General features: G+C 66.1%; 14 protein-coding genes. 7 read left to right on the top strand and 7 right to left on the bottom strand.

The window, feature by feature from the left end; all coding sequences use genetic code 11:
* Nucleotides 1–56 precede the first annotated feature (56 nt).
* Nucleotides 57–437 carry a hypothetical protein gene (locus tag JANGC3_RS0116450; RefSeq protein ID WP_232429719.1) on the bottom strand — a complete coding sequence of 127 codons (381 nt, stop codon included), beginning with the start codon at nt 435–437 and terminating at the stop codon, nt 57–59.
* A 292-nt stretch (nt 438–729) separates the two neighbouring features.
* Between JANGC3_RS0116450 and JANGC3_RS0116455 the strand changes: the two genes are divergently transcribed.
* Entirely contained in the window at nt 730–1,329 is a 600-nt protein-coding gene (locus JANGC3_RS0116455; protein ID WP_026133080.1) for a transglutaminase-like domain-containing protein, read from the top strand.
* 65 nt (nt 1,330–1,394) lie between these two features.
* Here the strand turns inward: JANGC3_RS0116455 and JANGC3_RS0116460 are convergent, their stop codons facing one another.
* Both JANGC3_RS0116460 and JANGC3_RS0116465 read right to left on the bottom strand, forming a co-directional pair.
* Entirely contained in the window at nt 1,395–2,855 is a 1,461-nt protein-coding gene (locus tag JANGC3_RS0116460) for a catalase (RefSeq protein ID WP_017877592.1), read from the bottom strand.
* Between the two features lie 218 nt (nt 2,856–3,073).
* Complete coding sequence (locus JANGC3_RS0116465) at nt 3,074–3,949, bottom strand: MBL fold metallo-hydrolase (protein WP_017877593.1); 876 nt, start codon at nt 3,947–3,949, stop codon at nt 3,074–3,076.
* A gap of 249 nt (nt 3,950–4,198) precedes the next feature.
* Here JANGC3_RS0116465 and JANGC3_RS0116470 point away from each other — a divergent pair, with 249 nt between their 5' ends.
* From JANGC3_RS0116470 to JANGC3_RS0116480, 3 genes are all read left to right on the top strand, one after another.
* Nucleotides 4,199–5,650 carry an alkaline phosphatase gene (locus JANGC3_RS0116470; RefSeq protein WP_035787769.1) on the top strand — a complete coding sequence of 484 codons (1,452 nt, stop codon included), beginning with the start codon at nt 4,199–4,201 and terminating at the stop codon, nt 5,648–5,650.
* Between the two features lie 47 nt (nt 5,651–5,697).
* Entirely contained in the window at nt 5,698–7,104 is a 1,407-nt protein-coding gene (locus JANGC3_RS0116475) for an alkaline phosphatase (RefSeq protein WP_017877595.1), read from the top strand.
* 134 nt (nt 7,105–7,238) lie between these two features.
* Nucleotides 7,239–7,931, top strand: a complete 693-nt coding sequence (locus JANGC3_RS0116480; protein WP_026133081.1) for a hypothetical protein — start codon at nt 7,239–7,241, stop codon at nt 7,929–7,931.
* A 144-nt stretch (nt 7,932–8,075) separates the two neighbouring features.
* On the opposite strand, the gene JANGC3_RS0116485 is transcribed toward JANGC3_RS0116480, so the two are convergent.
* The 4 genes from JANGC3_RS0116485 to JANGC3_RS0116500 form a co-directional block, all read right to left on the bottom strand.
* The gene (locus tag JANGC3_RS0116485; protein WP_017877597.1) at nt 8,076–10,760 is read right to left on the bottom strand and encodes a DNA topoisomerase III; all 2,685 of its coding nucleotides are present in this window, start codon (nt 10,758–10,760) and stop codon (nt 8,076–8,078) included.
* A gap of 273 nt (nt 10,761–11,033) precedes the next feature.
* The gene (locus JANGC3_RS0116490; RefSeq protein ID WP_026133082.1) at nt 11,034–11,501 is read right to left on the bottom strand and encodes a DUF494 family protein; all 468 of its coding nucleotides are present in this window, start codon (nt 11,499–11,501) and stop codon (nt 11,034–11,036) included.
* A 156-nt stretch (nt 11,502–11,657) separates the two neighbouring features.
* Nucleotides 11,658–12,782: a DNA-processing protein DprA gene (gene dprA / locus JANGC3_RS0116495; protein WP_017877599.1), complete on the bottom strand. Its 1,125-nt coding sequence runs from the start codon at nt 12,780–12,782 to the stop codon at nt 11,658–11,660.
* A gap of 7 nt (nt 12,783–12,789) precedes the next feature.
* Nucleotides 12,790–13,890 carry a LysM peptidoglycan-binding domain-containing protein gene (locus tag JANGC3_RS0116500; RefSeq protein WP_026133083.1) on the bottom strand — a complete coding sequence of 367 codons (1,101 nt, stop codon included), beginning with the start codon at nt 13,888–13,890 and terminating at the stop codon, nt 12,790–12,792.
* Nucleotides 13,891–14,159: 269 nt separating this feature from the next.
* Between JANGC3_RS0116500 and def the strand changes: the two genes are divergently transcribed.
* From def to JANGC3_RS0116515, 3 genes are all read left to right on the top strand, one after another.
* On the top strand, nt 14,160–14,702 hold the full coding sequence (def, locus tag JANGC3_RS0116505) for a peptide deformylase (protein ID WP_017877601.1): 543 nt from the start codon (nt 14,160–14,162) through the stop codon (nt 14,700–14,702).
* 76 nt (nt 14,703–14,778) lie between these two features.
* Nucleotides 14,779–15,735, top strand: a complete 957-nt coding sequence (gene fmt, locus JANGC3_RS0116510) for a methionyl-tRNA formyltransferase (RefSeq protein ID WP_026133084.1) — start codon at nt 14,779–14,781, stop codon at nt 15,733–15,735.
* A gap of 3 nt (nt 15,736–15,738) precedes the next feature.
* A complete protein-coding gene (locus JANGC3_RS0116515; RefSeq protein WP_017877603.1) occupies nt 15,739–16,641 on the top strand; it encodes a LysR family transcriptional regulator in 903 nt (300 codons plus the stop codon).
* The last annotated feature ends 91 nt before the right edge of the window (nt 16,642–16,732 follow it).

Here is a 16,732-nt window from a genome sequence, read left to right on the forward strand (position 1 = left end):
CAAAAAACCGCGGTCAGACCTGAAGCTTTGACCCCGGGGTGACGCCGTTGCTGTCGTCAGGCGTGCGGCCGCGCCGTCAGGCTCAGGCAAACGCCCATTTCCGCCAGCATGTTCAAGTCGTCCAGCGAGAGATCGAAGCTGGCCGGCGCCGGCAGCGCGGCGCCGCCGTCCAGGCCGATCTTCAACTCGGCCACAATGCGCGACTCGGTAAACGAAATCCCGCGCGAGCCGCACTCGGCCAGGTAGGCGCGGATCGGCTCGAGCAGCAGATCCGGGCTGCCGACCGCGATAATGTCGACCGTAAAACCCGAGTCGAGGTGGATGCGGCCGTTGCCGCGCGCATCGCCCTTGAGCCAATCGCTGGCCGGTTCCGTCGGCAGCGCCTCGCGGATCGCCTGGAGCATACGGTCGTCGCCGTACACGGTTAAAGACGCCATGTTCATATCAGTTTGCCTCGTATCGTCCGGCGCCGCATCGGGTAGCGGCGCCACAAGCTGGGTCATCCGCATTGCAGCCCGTTCGCTGATAGCAGAACATTGCAATGACGGCCATCTGGTGAGTCTACGCAAGGATGGGCATTATGTATACCTGGCAACATCAGATAGACGGCCGCAGGTTTGCGCCCGCGCAAGGCGCGCGTCTGAAACGCTGAAACATCCCCTCTCACTTGCCTATTTAAAAACAGGTTCAATTCGGCCATAATTGTCCTTCCACTTCAAGGAGCCACGCGTGACCGCCATCCAGCCCGACCTGACCCCCTTCCTCGCCGCCAGCGACATCATCGACTATCGCGACGCGGCAATTCAAGACTTGGCGCGCAGCCTGCGCGCCGACACGCCGCCAGCGAGCGCCAAGCGCTGCTTCGACTGGGTGCGCGACCAGATCGAGCACAGCATCGACTACCAACGCGACGAGGTCACGCTGACGGCGTCGCAGGCGCTGGCCGTCGGCACCGGGCTGTGCACGGCGAAGAGCCACCTGCTGGTGGCCCTGCTGCGCGCCAACGGCATCGCGGCCGGATTGTGCTACCAGCGCCTGACGCTGAGCGGCCCCAACCCGCCGCATTGCACCCACGGCTTCGTCGCGGTGTGGCTGGAGGGCAGCGGCTGGTATCGCTGCGACGCGCGCGGCAACAGCAAGCCCGGCATGGACTGCCAATTTACGCCCGGCGTGGAGAACTTGGCCTATCCGGTGCAGTATGAAGGCGAGTGTATTTACCCGCAGGTGTGGGCGCAGCCATGGCCGTCGCTGGTGGAGGGGATGCGCGCGCTGGGGTCGATTGCGCAGTATCGCGCCACGCCGATCGACGCGACGCCGCCGGCGCAGTAGAAAACAGCGCGCCGGCGACCCCGTTGCTTGAAACGCAGCACACCACCCGGCGGGGAAGGCCTCGCTTACATCGCGTTACGCGCGCTCAAGGCCGCGCGCACGCCGGCGCCGTAGGCCGGGTCGGCCTTGTCGAAATGTCCCAACTGGCGCTGCAGGATGTCGGCGTCGACCTGGCTCAGCGGCCCGGCCAGGTTGTCGAACAGGTTCTGCCTGCCCTGCTGCGTCAGTACGCGGAACAGGTTGCCGGCCTGGGTGAAGTCGTCTTCCACGCCGCGGCCGTCGTAGCGGGCGGCGCCGCCTTCCAGCGCCAGCGTCGGCTCGCCGTGGCCCAGCCCGACAGGATTGCTGCCGGCCGCTTCCAGCGTCGCGTAGTTGGGCGCGGCGCCGCCGTTGTGGATCGCCATCGCGCCGTCGCGCTGCTGGTTGTGGAACGGGCAGCGCGCCGCGTTCACCGGCAGGTGCTGGTGGTTGGTGCCGACCCGGTGCAGCGCGGCGTCGTGGTAGGCGAACAAACGCCCCTGCAGCATTTTATCCGGCGAGTACCCCATGCCCGGCACCGCGTTGGAAGGCGAAAACGCCGCCTGCTCGACTTCGGCGTGGTAGTTGTCGGGATTGCGGTTCAGTTCGAACACGCCGACCGGTTTCAAAGGGAAGTCGCCGTGCGGCCAAACCTTGGTCAGGTCGAAAGGGTTCCAGCCGGTGCGCGCCTCCCACTCGGCCAACTGGGCCTCGGTGGCCACTTGCAGCTTGACGTCCCAGCGCGGAAAGTCGCCCTTGCCGATGGCGCCGAACAGGTCGCGCTGGGCGTAGTCCGGGTCGTCGCCGGCCAGGCGCCCGGCCTCTTTCGCGCTCAGGTTCTTGATGCCCTGGCGGGTCTTGAAGTGCCACTTGACGTAGACGCGTTCGCCCCTGTCGTTGATCAGGCTGTAGGTGTGGCTGCCGAAGCCGTCCATGTGGCGGAAGCCGTCCGGCGTGCCGCGGTCGGAGAACAGCATCGTCACCTGGTGCAGGCTTTCCGGCGCCTTGCTCCAGAAGTCGAACATCATGTTGGCCGACTTCAGGTTCGATTGCGGGTCGCGCTTCTGGGTATGCACGAAGTCGGGGAATTTGATCGGGTCCTTGATGAAGAACATCGGCGTGTTGTTGCCGACCAGGTCCCAGTTGCCTTCTTCGGTGTAGAAACGCAGCGCGAAGCCGCGCGGGTCGCGTTCGGTGTCGGCGCTGCCGCGCTCGCCGCCGACGGTGGAGAAGCGCGCGAAGGTCGCGGTCTGCTTGCCCACTTCGCTGAACAATTTGGCCTTGGTGTAGCCGCTAATGTCGTGGGTGACGGTGAAGGTGCCGTAGGCGCCCGAGCCTTTGGCGTGGACCACGCGCTCCGGGATGCGCTCGCGGTTGAAATGCTGGAGTTTCTCGATCAGGTGGAAATCCTGCAACAACAACGGGCCGCGCGGACCCGCGCTGATCGAATTCTGGTTGTCGGCGACGGGAATGCCCGATGCGGTGCTGATTGGCGGTTTCTGACTCATGGCTTGTTCCTTCGTTGTTGTCATTCGGATATAAGGATACTAAGCAGTACGGAGGCAAAGGTAAAGCCAATTACTTATATGCACTCGATAGCTTTTACAAATGACAAAATAAAAGGCCGTGCGTCGCGGCGCGGCACGCTTGGTCTTTTAACTATCTGCGGCACAGCGCAGCTGGCCGAAGGTGTAGTGCGGTGTCGCTGTGGGCGCCGCCGCTGTCGCTACCACTTCATTTCGCCCTTGGCGACCTTGGCGCTGGTGCTCAGCGCCGCGTCCAGGCCGGCGTCCGGATACTGCCGCTTCATGTCGGCGATCAACTCGGCCGAGTTGGCGGCCTTGGCGGTGGCCGCCTCGAAGCGCACCAGATAGTCGCGGGTGTAGGCGATGCTCTGCGGTGTCAGCGCGGCGCCCACCTTGAAGTGGCCGGGCACCACCGTCACGGGCTTTAGCGCGGCGATGCCGGCCAGCGTGCCGAGCCAGTCCTGGCGCGACTGCGCGCTCTGCGTGTCGGCGCTCCACACGTGCAGGTCGTTGAACAGCACCACGCCGCCGACTACCGCTTTGATCGAAGGAATCCATACGTAGCTACGCTCCGGCGACGGACCCGAGATCGTCAGTGTCTGCCCTTCCAGCGTAATCTCGTTGCCTTGCAACGGTTCCGGCATGACGATGCCCCGCGGCGCGTTCTGCTTCAGGATCGGCCCCCAATAAGCGACCTTGGCCGTGGCTTTCTTTTCCATCGCGGCGATGGTCTGCGGCGTCGCGACAATCTTGGCTTCGGGGAAGGCCGCCTTGACGACGTCCAGGCCGAAGTAGAAGTCAGGGTCGCCGTGGCTGATATAGACCGTGGTCAGCTTCTTGCCGCTGGCGCGGATCTGCTCGACCAGTTTGAGCGCTTCGCCGCGGGAGAACTGGGCGTCGATCAAGACCGCGTCGGTCTTGCCGCTTACCAGCACTGAGGCCACCGGGAAGATCGCCGCCTCGCCCGGATTGAACACTTCCAGCTTGAGTGGCGCCGGCGCGGCGGCCGAGGCCGGGGCCACGGAGACAACGGCAGCGGCGGCCAGTGCGGCGAACAGGGTGCTTGGCTTGAACATGATAGAGACCTTTGCGATGTGATTGGAATGAACGCATCTTACGTTGCTTAATCCGGATGAAATACGGGGGAAAGTGCAATGGTTAATTGCTTCATTCGGATGAATGCAAGCGTGAAGGTGTAGGTCGGCTTAGGCCGAACGGCGGCCCGGTAGCGGATTTTTCGCGGCAACCGGTGGTCGGCCCCCTGGTCATCAGCGCGTCATAAAGTCTTGCTACATTCGCAGCTTTTCACAGCCCGGATCAAGCACATGACACGCAGACACCTCACCGCCGCTGGACTCAGCGTCGCTATCACCATGATGCTGGCCGCCTGCGGCAGCGATACCAAGAAGGAAACCGAGGTAGTCGCGGAAGCGCCCAAGAACGTCATTTTCTTCCTCGGCGACGGCATGGGTATGACCACCATGACCGCCGCGCGCATCTACGCCGTCGGCGAAGACGGCGAACTGACCATGGACACGCTGCCGGAAACGGCCTTCGTCAAAACCTTCTCGAACGACGCCCAAGTGACCGACAGCGCGCCGTCGATGTCGGCCTATATGACCGGCGTCAAGATGAACAATGAAGTGCTGTCGATGTCGCAGGACACCAAGGCGGTCGACCCGATCGCCGACGCCAACGGCAACAAGCTGGGCAACAACTGCGGCGCCGCCAACGGCAAGCCCGCCACCACGCTGCTGGAACTGGCCAAGGCCAAGGGCCTGTCGGCCGGCGTCGTCACGACCACCCGCGTCACCCACGCCACGCCGGCGGCGACCTATTCGCACATCTGCCACCGCGACCTGGAAAACGACATCGCCACGGCCATGGTGCCGGGCGGCGCCGGCTACAACAGCGCGCTGGGCGCGACCGGCCTGGACGTCGTGCTGGGCGGCGGCAAGCAGTTTTTCACGCCGTTCAAGGACGGCGGCAAGCGCGCCGACGGCCGCGACCTGGTCGCCGAAATGAAGGCGAAAAACTACACGGTGGCCGCCAACGCGAGCGAATTCAACGCGCTCGACGCCGGCAAGACCGAGCGCCTGTTCGGCCTGTTCACGTCCAGCCACATGAGCTACGACCTGGACCGCGACGCCGCCAAGGAACCAAGCCTGGCCGACATGACCACCAAGGCGATGGACGTGCTGGCGAAAAACAAGAAGGGCTACTTCCTGATGGTCGAGGGCGGCCGCATCGACCACGCGCTGCATGAAACCACCGCCAAGAAGGCGCTGCAAGACACCGTCGCCTTCGACAACGCCATCAAGGCCGCCATCGCCAAGGCGAAACTCAGCGACCCGACGCTGGCCAACACGCTGATCGTCGTCACCGCCGACCACGACCACACGCTGGCGCTGAACGGCTACGCCAAGCGCACCGGCAAAACCGAAGCCGGCAAGCCGGGCGTGCTGGGCCTGGTGAAGGACTACGTCACCGGCGTCGCCGTCAAGGACGCCGACGGCGCGCCGTACTCGATCATCGGTTTCGGTAACGGCGAAAACCGCACGCAGGCCAGCCGCGCCAGCTTGGCGGGCCTGGACGACAGCGTTACCGGCGCCAACGCCTACCACCAGGAAGCGGTGGTCCGTACGGCGGTCGGCGGCGAAACCCACGGCGGCGCCGACGTCTTCCTGGGCGCCGTCGGCAAGGGCGCCGACAGCTTCCTCGGCACCATCGACAACACCAAAGTATTCGGCCTGGTAAAAAACGCCGCCGGCCTGTAATCGTCAAAAAAACGCGTCAAAAACGCATCAAGAACGGGATATCCAAGATGAAACCTACCCTGAACCACACCCTGCTGGGCGCCGCCCTGGCCGCGCTGTTCGCCAACGGCGCCTGCGCCGCCGACGCCAAGAACGTCATCTTCTTCCTCGGCGACGGCATGGGTCCGACCACCGTGACCGCCGCGCGCATTTACCAGTACGGTGAAGACGGCAGCCTGGCCATGGACAAGCTGGAGCGCACCGCGCGCATCAAGACCTACTCGAACGACGCCCAGACCACCGACAGCGCGCCATCGATGGCCGCCTACATGACCGGCGTCAAAATGAACAATGAAGTGGTCTCGATGTCGGCCGACACCGTCGCCACGGACCCGGGCAGGGACGCCAACGGCAACCTCGGCGTCAACAACTGCGCCGCCGGCAACGGCAAGGCCGCCGCCACCATCCTCGAACTGGCCAAGGCCAGCGGCAAGGCGGTCGGCGCGATCACCACCACCGAACTGACCCACGCGACCCCGGCGGCGACGTTCTCGCACATTTGCAACCGCAACGCGCAGTACGCCATCGCCGCGCAGGTGGTGCCGGGCGGCGCCGGCTACAACGCCGCGCTGGCCGACGGCGTCGACGTGCTGATGGGCGGCGGCCGCAACCACTTCACGCCGTTCGCGGCGGCAAGCAACAGCAAAGGCCGCGCCGACGGACGCGACCTGCTGGCCGAACTGGCGGCCAAGGGCTACACGGTGGCCGCGACCAAGGCGCAAATGGCGGCGGCGCCGAACAACAAGAAGTTCATCGGCCTGTACAGCAGCAAGAGCCACCTGGAGTATGAGCTGGACCGCGGCGCCACGCCGCCGAAGGGCGAAGGGGCGAACCAGCCCAGCCTGGCCGAGATGACGGTCAAGGCGATGGACCTGTTGTCCGGCAACGGCAAGGGTTACTTCCTGATGGTCGAGGGCGGCCGCATCGACCACGCGTTGCACGGCACCAACGCCAAGCGCGCGCTGACCGACACCGTCGCCTTCGACGACGCCATCAAGGCGGCGCTGGACAAGGCCAGGCAAAGCGACCCGACGCTGGCCAACACGCTCATCGTCGTCACCGCCGACCACGACCACACGCTGGCGTTCAACGGCTACGGCAAGCGCGGCAACCCCATCCTCGACATCAACCGCAACTACAAGGACGGCAAACCGAGCCTGGACGCCGACGGCAACAGCTACACCACCCTGGTGTTCGGCAACGGCCCGAACCGTCCCAACCTGCGCACCAGCGTCGACAGCGCCACCGCGCTGGGCAACGACTACCTGCAGGAAACCGGCGTGCGCCTGTCGAGCGAAACCCACGGCGGCGGCGACGTGAAACTGCTGGCCACCGGCGCCGGCGCGAAAAGCTTCAAAGGCACGCTGGACAACACCAAAGTGTTCAGCCTGCTCAAGTCCGCGTTCGGCCTCTAAGAAATGTAGCTCGGGTTAGCCCGACCACGTTGGCCCGGAGCGGCGCGGCCCGCTTTGGCCAACATGGTCGGATGACGCGTCCCGCTCATCCGACCGACCACACGCTGGCTTAACGCACACGAAAAAGACCACACATGAAATCGCCTACCCTCCTCCTCGCCGGCGCCTTGCTGAGCGCCCTCGCCCAAGCGGCCGCCCCGGCGCCCGACCTCGACCTGACCATCCAGTACTACAGCCGCGCGCAAACAGCGGAAGGCGTCACGCGCGAGAGCCGCTACGAGGAAAGCATGCTGCGCCGCCCGGGCCACGTCTGGATCGAGCGCGTGCTGCCCAAGGCGGCCGCCGCGCCGCTCGGCAAGAAGGTCGGGTTCAAGCCCGCGCAACACGAGCACAAGGAATTCAACCACGTGCTGACGCCGCGCCACGTCATGCTGGAGAAGAACCAGGTGCGCCTGGAATTCATCGACGCCCCCAAGCGGGAACTGATCGCGGTTCCCGCCAGCGACTACGACAACGTCGATTTCGACGGTTCCTGGGACAACAGTTTCTATCTGGCGAACCCGACACTGGTGTCCGCCATGCCCTTGTCGAAGCAAGCCTCCAGCGTGGCCGGCGCGCGCTGGCACGAAGTCGAGAAAAACGGCGTGTACCAGCGCGTGCTGTGGGACGAGCAGCGGCAGATCGCCTTGACCATCGAAAGCGGCGACAAGGCCAACACCTTTTACCGCCGGGTCGACGCCAAGCCGCTGGCCAGCCTGAGCCGCGCATTGCCGTGGAGCCGGGTCGCCGGCTACGCCCAGAAAGAGTACTCCGACTTCCTCGATTGAGCGCCCGCCAAGCGTGACCGGGGGGGCCGACGCCGAAGGCTCGTTGCCGCCGGCTTTTCTGGCCGTATCGGCCCGCTAAAACGGCGAAAAAAAACGGCGGCGGCACCTGGGTGCCGTCGCCGTTTTTGTTTGCGCCAACGCCGTTTATTCGACCGTGGCGGCTTTCTTGGCCGGGGCTTTTTTCACCGCGGCTTTTTTCACCGCCGGCTTTTTGACCGCGGCTTTTTTGGCCGGCGCCTTGGCGGCGGCGGCTTTTTTCACCGTTGCCTTGGCCGGCGCGCCGTCTTCACCCTCGGCGCCGTCGACCGGGTCGGCGACCGCGGCCGCCTTGCCCTTGGCCGGCGCCTTGGCTTTGCGCTCTTCGAATTCGAAGCTGATCTTGCCGTCCTTGCCCTTGACCAGGAAGGCCTTGAACGGACGGCGGGTGCGCTGCGAGATGAAGCCGGGCATCAAATCGGTCTTGCCGTCGTTGAGCAGCTTGACCATTTGCTCGGGCAGGATTTCCTGCTGCAAGATGATGCGGCCGCTGCGGAAATCGCAGGTCTTCGGTTTCGCCATGCTGTGCTCGCATACGTACGCCAGGCCCATCTCGTAGACGTTGGCGGCGCATTTCGGGCACGGCCCCAGCGCGGTCTGGCCGGTAAAGTCGACCGGCTCGGCGTTCTCGTCGTCGTCGTTCTGGCCGAAGTCGAACTCCAGTTTGAAGTTGCTGATGTCCTCGTCGCGCACGATGCGCAGGATCGCCGCGAACGGCCGCCCCATCTTCGAGCGGAAGCCCTGCAGCGGGCCGATGGTGCGCTTCTCCAGCAGTTCCTCGACCTCGGCGATTTCGAACTGGCGGCTGCCCGGCGTCTTGCTCATCGAGAAGTCGCACTTGGTGCAGGCAAAGCGGCGGTAGTTTTCCTTCACCACGCTGCCGCAGTTCGGGCACGCCGTCGTCATCGTCGTGTAGTCGCCGGGAATGGTGTCGTTGTCGTATTCCTTGGCGCGCTTGACGATGATTTGCGTCATCTGGGCGATTTCACGCATGAACTCGTCGCGCGAGATCTTGCCCTTTTCCATCTGCGACAGCTTGTATTCCCACTCGCCGGTCAATTCCGGCGCGGTCAACTCGTTGACGCCGAGGCCGCGCAGCAAGGTCATCAGCTGCGACGCCTTGGCGGTCGGGATCAGCTCGCGCCCTTCGCGGATCAGGTAGCGCTCGGTCAGCAAGCCCTCGATGGTGGCCGCGCGCGTCGCCGGCGTGCCCAGGCCCTTGCCGGCCATGGCGTCGCGCAACTCGTCGTCGTCGATCAGCTTGCCGGCGCCCTCCATGGCCGACAGCAACGTCGCCTCGGTGTAGCGCGCCGGCGGCTTGGTCACCAGGGCGTTGGCGCCGACCTTGTCGGTGTGCACCTTCTCGCCCTTGGCCACCGGCACCAGGTTGCCGTTGCCGTTCGCTTCCTTGTCCTCGTCGGTCGACGCTTCCTTGCCGTAGATCGCCAGCCAACCCGGGTTGGTCATGACCTTGCCCTCGGTTTTGAACTGGTGGCCGCTCACTTCGGTGTAGCGGGTGGTGACCTGGAACTCGGCCGGCGGGAAGAACACCGCCATGAAGCGGCGCGTCACCAGGTCGTACAGCTTCTGCTCCGGCTCGGACAGGTTCTTCGGCGCGATGGTCGTCGGGATGATCGCGAAGTGATCCGAGATCTTGGTGTTGTCGAAGATGCGCTTGTTCGGCTTGACCCAGCCCTTGTCGATGATCTGCTTGGCGAACTGGTGGTAGTTGTTGTTCTCCATCACCGTTTCGAGCGCCTGCACCACGGTCGGGATGTAGTCTTCCGGCAGGTGGCGCGAATCGGTACGCGGGTAGGTCAGCACCTTGTGCTTTTCATACAGCGCCTGGGCCAGGCCGAGCGTGTTCTTGGCCGAGAAGCCGAAGCGCGAGTTGGCCTCGCGCTGCAGGCTAGTCAGGTCGAACAGGCCGGGCGCCATCGAGGTGGTCGGCTTGGATTCCTCGGTGACGTTGCCCTGGCGGCCGCGGCAGGCGGTGGCGATCGAATCGGCGGCGGTCTTGCTCCACAGGCGCTCGGCGCGCTTTTCAGGGTCGTTCTCGTCCTTCTTGAAGGCGGTGTCGAGCCAGCGGCCCTCGTAGATGCCGGCCGCGCAGACGAACTCGGCGCGCACCTCCCAGAAGTCGCGCGAGACGAATTTCTTGATCTTCTCTTCGCGCTCGACGACGATCGACAGCGTCGGCGTCTGCACCCGGCCGACGGTGGTCAGGTAGAAGCCGCCCTCTTTCGAGTTGAACGCGGTCATCGCGCGGGTACCGTTGATGCCGATCAACCAATCGGCTTCCGAACGGCAGCGCGCGGCGTCGGCCAGCGGCAGCATGTCCTCGTCGCTGCGCAGGTTGCTGAAGCCGTCGCGGATCGCGCCCGGCGTCATCGACTGCAGCCACAGGCGCTTGACCGGTTGCTTGGCCTTGGCGTTTTGCGCGATCAGGCGGAAAATCAGCTCGCCTTCGCGCCCGGCATCGCAGGCGTTGATGAGGGTCGTCACGTCTTTGCGTTTGATCAACCGGTTCAATACTTTGAGGCGCGCCTCGGTTTTGGCGATCGGGTTCAGCGCGAAGTACGGCGGAATCATCGGCAGGTGGGCGAAGCTCCATTTGCCGCGCTTGACGTCGTGCTCTTCGGGCACGGCGATTTCCAGCAGATGGCCGACGGCCGACGACAGCACGTATTCGTCCGATTCAAAGTACTCATCGTGCTTGGTAAAGCCGCCAAGCGTCTTCGCGATATCGTTCGCGACAGAAGGCTTCTCGGCGATGATGAGGGTTTTGGTCATATATGTGGTCTCGAAAATTGCTCTAGGGTTGGTTCAGCAAGCGCATCATACAGTGCATCGAAGGCGCCAGCGCGTTTGTCTACCCGGCACTGTCTATGGAATAGTATTGTCAAGCGGCCAATGATAAGCGCGTTGCCGACAAATCCGCAAGGGCCGCGCCGGGGCTGCGGCGGGTACGCCGACAAGTGTTGCGGGAATCGATACGGTTTGATGGCGGTGTGGCTGCGCCCGCGCCGGCACGCCGGCGGCAACGGGCAAACAGGGTGTAATTCCTCAGTGCAGCAAACGCGGCGCCGCCTGCTCGTCGTCGCCGCCGAACAGGTCGTCGAACATCAGCGCGTCCGGCTCCTTGCCCTGGCTCCACAAGAGCATCAGCACGATCACCTTCAGCTTGCCCAGCGACACCGGCGCCTCGTCCAGCGCCAGCGCGCGCTCGATGACGATTTCGCGTTGCTGCGAGCTGAGCACCTTGGCGCTTTCGAGGAACTGGATGAAGCCGATTGCCGCCGTGCCCAGCGCCTCGCTCTCCTCGGCCACGTAGAAGCGGGTGCCGGTCGACTCGGTCGTCAGCGACAGCGCGGCGCCGGCCATGGCATTGAGGTCGGTCAACCAGTCCAGCGCCTCGGAAATCTCCTCGTCGTCGAAACCGACGGCCGACAGTTTCTTCGCCAACGCGGCCGGTTCAGGGCAGGCGTCGGGACGGTAATAAGTCTCGTAGAGATAAACTAGGATGTCGAACATGGCTCTACTCTATCAGTTAAGCTCCTTGCGGCACAAGGGCAAGCGCGCGCACGTTCGCGTAGCGTAGGCCGGATGAGCGCAGCGTCATCCGACGCCGGGCCGCCGCCGCCGACGCCAGTCGGGCCTGAGCCGACCTGCGCAAAGCGCGCTATCTAATTAGAGCACGGTGCGCTGGAAGGTGCCGCCGGGCAGGCGCTCGACCAGGCCGGCCAGTTCCAGTTCGAGCAACTGGCCGACGACGGCGGCGGCGTCGAGGCCGGCGCGCGCGGCCAGCGTGTCGGCGTCGGCAGGGTCGAAACCCAGCGCCGCCAGCAGCGCGGCGTGGCGCGCCGGGCCGGCGCCGGGCCGGTGCGCCGGCGCCGGCCCGGGCGGCAGCGGCAACTTCAGCTCGTCGAGCACGTCGGCCGCCGTCTCGACCAGCTTGGCGCCCTGCTTGATCAGCTTGTGGCAGCCCTTCGCCAACGTCGCGTGGATCGAGCCGGGAATGGCGAAGACGTCGCGGCCCTGTTCGCCGGCCAGGCGCGCCGTGATCAGCGAACCGGAGCGCGCCGCCGCCTCGACCACCAGCACGCCCAGCGACAGGCCGCTGATCAGGCGGTTGCGGCGCGGGAAGTTGGTCGGCGCCGCCGGCCAGCCCAGCGGGTATTCGCTGACGATACAGCCGCGCTCGCCGATGCGCTGCGACAGCGTCCGGTTGGCCGGCGGGTATACCAGGTCGGCGCCGGTGCCGATCACGGCGACGGTCGAGCCGGCCCCGCGCAGGCCGCCCTCGTGGGCGGCGGTGTCGATGCCCAGGGCCAATCCCGAGACGATGGTCAGGCCCGCCTCGCTGAGCGCGTGGGAAAAACGGCCGGCGTTGGCCACGCCCTGCGCGCTGGCGCTGCGCGCGCCCACCACCGCCAGCGCCGCGCGCGCCAGCAACGCGCAGCGGCCCTTGGCGTACAGCAGCAGCGGCGGATCGGCGATGTCGAGCAGGCTGCGTGGATAGGCGGCGTCGGCCAGCGTCAGCACGGCGTTGCCGGGCGCCGCCAGCCACGCCAGCACGGCGTCGTGGCGGCGCGCCAGCCCGTCCGGCGGCGGCGCCAGCAGCGCCGCGGCGCCGGCCGCGCCGACCACCTCGCGCAAGGCGGCGTGGCTGGCGGCGAAAATCTGCCCCGGCAGGCCGAAGCGGGCCAGCAGTTGGCGCGCCGTCACCGGACCGACGCCCGCCACGTCCTGCAGCCGCAGCCAGTGCAGCAGGTCGTCGGCGGGTTCGGGGGGCGGGGTGTCCGTGGCTGGCACGGCGGCGTTACTCCGGTGAGGTGGCGACGTCGCCGACTTGCACCGGCTCGGTGACCTGCATGATCAAGCCATACGCGATATGCTTGAAGACGCGGAAAACAAACAGGCTGCCGTATTGCTCGTCGGGCAGCTTGACCTCCGGTTTGCCCATGCCGTGCCAGCCTTTGGCGCCGGTCGTGTCGCTCACCGTCTTGCCGTTATGGTACAGCTGCAGCACGGAGCCGATGTCGAGCCCGTCAAGCGAGCCGCGATTAACGCTGACGATCTGGCTCTGGCCGGCGTAGTTGACGCCGCCGTAGACCGACATCACGCGCGCGTTGACCTGCCGCTCGGGCGGGTGCGGCACGTAGTTGCGCATCGGCGTGGGCGGCGCCTGCAGCAACTGGTCGCCGCTGCCCATCTCCTGGTTGGCGCTGGCGACGACAAAGGTGTGCACCTCGCTGCCGGGCTTGGCCTCGGCGCGCAGCATCACCGTGCCGAGGTAGAAGGCCTCGTAGCCGATGACCTTCTCGGTGTCCGGGTCCTTCAGCGGCTTGCCGGGACGGAACACCTGGAACGAGGTGCCGCCCTGCAGGTCGCCGCGCACATAGGCCTTGTCGTCCTTGCCCAGGAATAAATGGTTCTCTTGCGTGGCGATGATGCGCGGCGCCCCGTTCAGCTCGTCCGGTTCGACGATCAGGGGCTGGCTCAGGAAGGGCTCGATGACGCCCGAGGGGATCGACGCCACCGCGTCCTTGCCCAGGCCCTCGACCCGCAACTGCGGCGACAGGCGGGTGTCGCCCGGCTGGCCGGCGCCGCCGCTGTCGCCGACCAGCCGGCCCAGCCGCAGGCGCCCGGCGGCGCGGTCCAGGTAGACGATCTGGCCCGGATAAATCCAGTGCGGATTGCGGATTTCCTCGCGGTTCATGCCCCAGACCTGGCCCCAGCACCAGGGATGCTCGAGGAATTTGCCGGAAATACCCCACAGCGTGTCGCCTTTGACGACCTCGTGCTGGTCCGGCGCGTTCGGCAAAAATTCGCAAGTGGCCGCGGCGGCCTGGTTGGCCGCGCCGCCCGCAAAAAGCGCGGCAAACACAAGGCGCGTCCCGACTGTGCTAAAATTTTCCATTAATAGGTCCGTAAAGTGCGCCGTAAAGTGCGGCATCGCCATGAAACCGAAGCGCGTCCGAGCCGGCGCTGCCAGGAAATACGCTACCCTATCGACGATAAGGCTTGCCGAACTGAATCAAATTCTGCCCATAAAACCTTGAACTAGCAAGAAAAACCGCGCTGCGGCCACCCCGGCGGCTGTTGCGTTTTGGTTCACGCAAGATTATGTCGCCAGGCCCGTTAGCGCAAGCAGCACCAATTTAACCCACCCAGCCCAACCGAACTCGTATGTCCATACTTAATATTCTCCGCTATCCCGACCCGCGCCTGCACACGGTCGCCAAACCCGTCAGCGTGTTCGACGCCCGCCTGGCGCAACTGGTGGCCGACATGGCCGAAACCATGTACGACGCGCCCGGCGTCGGCCTGGCCGCGTCGCAGGTCGACGTGCACCAGCAACTGCTGATCATCGACGTCACCGAAACCAAGGACGCCTTGCAGGTGTTCATCAACCCCGAAATCACCTGGGCCAGCCCGGAGATGGAAGTCTACGACGAAGGCTGCCTGTCGGTGCCCGGCGTGTACGACGGCGTCAACCGCCACGCCCAGGTCAAGGTGCGCGCGCTCGACTTGCAGGGCCAGCCCTTCGAAGTCAGCGCCGACGGCCTGCTGGCCGTCTGCATCCAGCACGAGATGGACCATTTGCTGGGCAAGGTCTTCGTCGACTACCTGTCGCCGCTCAAGCGCAACCGCATCAAGGCCAAGATGGTCAAGGAAATCCGCGGCCTGGAACGCGAGGCGTCGCTGCGCGCGCAAGGGCGCCGCTACTGATTGTCCGGTCACCGGGCGGCCCGCGCGGGCGCCCGCAAGTAAGGTGGCGCCCGCGCGCCACAAGCCAAGGAGTACTATGAAAGTGATCTTTGCAGGCACGCCGGAATTCGCCGCCGTCGCGCTCCAGTCGCTGCTCGAAGCCGGTTTCGAGGTGCCGCTGGTGTTGACCCAGCCCGACCGCCCGGCCGGACGCGGCATGCAACTGCACGCCTCGGCCGTCAAGCAACTGGCGCAGCGCCATGGCATCGAGGTGCTGCAACCGCTGTCGCTGCGCCAGGACAGCAAGGATCCGCAGCGCGCGGCCGAGGCGCAGGCGGCGCACCAGCGCCTGCTGGCGGCCGACTACGACGTCATGGTGGTGGCCGCCTACGGCCTGATCCTGCCGCGCAGCACGCTCGACATCCGGCCCTGCGTCAACATCCACGGCTCGCTGCTGCCGCGCTGGCGCGGCGCCGCGCCGATCCACCGCGCCATCGAGGCCGGCGACGACGAGACCGGCGTGACCATCATGCAAATGGAGGAAGGCCTGGACACCGGGCCGATGCTGGCGATCGAGCGCGTCACCATCGCCGCGCAGGACAACACCGGCACGCTGCACGACACGCTGGCCGCGCTCGGCGGCAGGATGATCGTCGCCGCGCTGCGCAAGATGGAGCAAGGCGCGCTGGAGGCGGTGCCGCAGCCGGAGGCCGGCGTCACCTACGCCGCCAAGATCAGCAAGGACGAGGCGGCGCTCGACTTCGCCCTGCCGGCGCTGGAGCTGGGCCTGAAAATCCGCGCCTTCAATCCCTTCCCCGGCGCCACCGCGCAAGTCGACGGCGTCACCATTAAACTGTGGGCCGCCGAGGCGATGGAAGCCGACAGCGCCGAGGCCCCCGGCCAGGTGCTGGCGGCCGACGCCCAGCACGGCATCGTGGTGGCCTGCGGCGCCGGCTCGCTGCGCCTGACCGAACTGCAAAAGCCGGGCGGCAAGCGCCTACCGGCGGCCGAGTTCATCAAGGGCTTCGCCATCGACGGCGCACGCTTTAGCTAAAGCGTGGACCAACTGGCGGCGCTGCGCGCCCTGCGCCGCGTCGTCGAACTGGGCAGCTTCACCAAGGCCGGCGCGGCGCTGGGCGTGTCGCACACGGCGGTGTCGCGCCATGTCAGCCACCTGGAAGCCCACCTCGGCGCGCAACTGCTGAACCGTACCACGCGCCGCTTCGCGCTGACCGAGGCGGGCCAACGCTACTACGACGCCAGCCGGCAGATCCTCGACGCGCTCGACGCCGCCGACCGCGCCGCCGCCGAGCAGCAGGCGCGCCCCGCCGGCAGCCTGCGCATCAACGCGCCGATGGCCTTCGGCGCGTTGGAACTGGCGCACTGGCTGCCGCAATTTCTCGCCCGTTACCCCGAACTGCGCATCGACCTGGTGTGCAACGACCGCATCGTCGACCTGATCGAGGACGGCTTCGACGTCGCCCTGCGGCTGACGAGCAAGCTGCCCGACTCGACGCTGATCGCGCGCCGCCTGGCCAGCAGCGGCGTGGCGCTGGTGGCGGCGCCGGCCTACCTTGAGCGGCACGGCGCGCCGCGCACGCCGCAAGAGCTGTTGGCGCACAACTGCCTGAGCTACACCCTGGCGGCGCAACCGCGCGATTGGGACTTTACCGGGCCGGACGGCGCGGCCCACCACGTCAGCGTACAGGGCAATCTGCAGGCCAACACCGGCATCGCCCTGTGCGCGGCCGCCGTCGGCGGGCTGGGCATCGCGGCCGCCGCCGCGTTCATCGTCCGCGACGAACTGGCGGGCGGCGGGCTGGTGCGGGTACTGCCCGACTACGCCATCGCGCCGCGCGAACTGTACGCGCTGTATCCGCAAAACCGCCACCTGTCGCCGAAGGTACGGGCCTTCGTCGACTTCGCCGCCGAGCTGTACCGGACGCGCCGCTGGGACTGAACCTCCCCGTATTGATATCGGTCAAGGCTGTCTCGAACGAATCTCCCTTGTGCCAGCAGCATTTCTGATGCTTAATGCCATGTGAAAAATA

It is taken from the genome of Janthinobacterium sp. CG3 (genome assembly GCF_000344615.1).
GTDB lineage: Bacteria > Pseudomonadota > Gammaproteobacteria > Burkholderiales > Burkholderiaceae_D > Janthinobacterium.

Excerpts from the sequence above, each read along its gene's own strand:
- fmt (WP_026133084.1), top strand. The coding sequence starts at position 14,779 with ATGAAAGTGATCTTTGCAGGCACGCCGGAATTCGCCGCCGTCGCGCTC.
- def (WP_017877601.1), top strand. The coding sequence starts at position 14,160 with ATGTCCATACTTAATATTCTCCGCTATCCCGACCCGCGCCTGCACACG.
- JANGC3_RS0116465 (WP_017877593.1), bottom strand. The coding sequence starts at position 3,949 with ATGTTCAAGCCAAGCACCCTGTTCGCCGCACTGGCCGCCGCTGCCGTT.
- JANGC3_RS0116500 (WP_026133083.1), bottom strand. The coding sequence starts at position 13,890 with ATGGAAAATTTTAGCACAGTCGGGACGCGCCTTGTGTTTGCCGCGCTT.
- JANGC3_RS0116470 (WP_035787769.1), top strand. The coding sequence starts at position 4,199 with ATGACACGCAGACACCTCACCGCCGCTGGACTCAGCGTCGCTATCACC.
- JANGC3_RS0116480 (WP_026133081.1), top strand. The coding sequence starts at position 7,239 with ATGAAATCGCCTACCCTCCTCCTCGCCGGCGCCTTGCTGAGCGCCCTC.
- JANGC3_RS0116490 (WP_026133082.1), bottom strand. The coding sequence starts at position 11,501 with ATGTTCGACATCCTAGTTTATCTCTACGAGACTTATTACCGTCCCGAC.
- JANGC3_RS0116475 (WP_017877595.1), top strand. The coding sequence starts at position 5,698 with ATGAAACCTACCCTGAACCACACCCTGCTGGGCGCCGCCCTGGCCGCG.
- JANGC3_RS0116450 (WP_232429719.1), bottom strand. The coding sequence starts at position 437 with ATGGCGTCTTTAACCGTGTACGGCGACGACCGTATGCTCCAGGCGATC.
- JANGC3_RS0116460 (WP_017877592.1), bottom strand. The coding sequence starts at position 2,855 with ATGAGTCAGAAACCGCCAATCAGCACCGCATCGGGCATTCCCGTCGCC.
- JANGC3_RS0116485 (WP_017877597.1), bottom strand. The coding sequence starts at position 10,760 with ATGACCAAAACCCTCATCATCGCCGAGAAGCCTTCTGTCGCGAACGAT.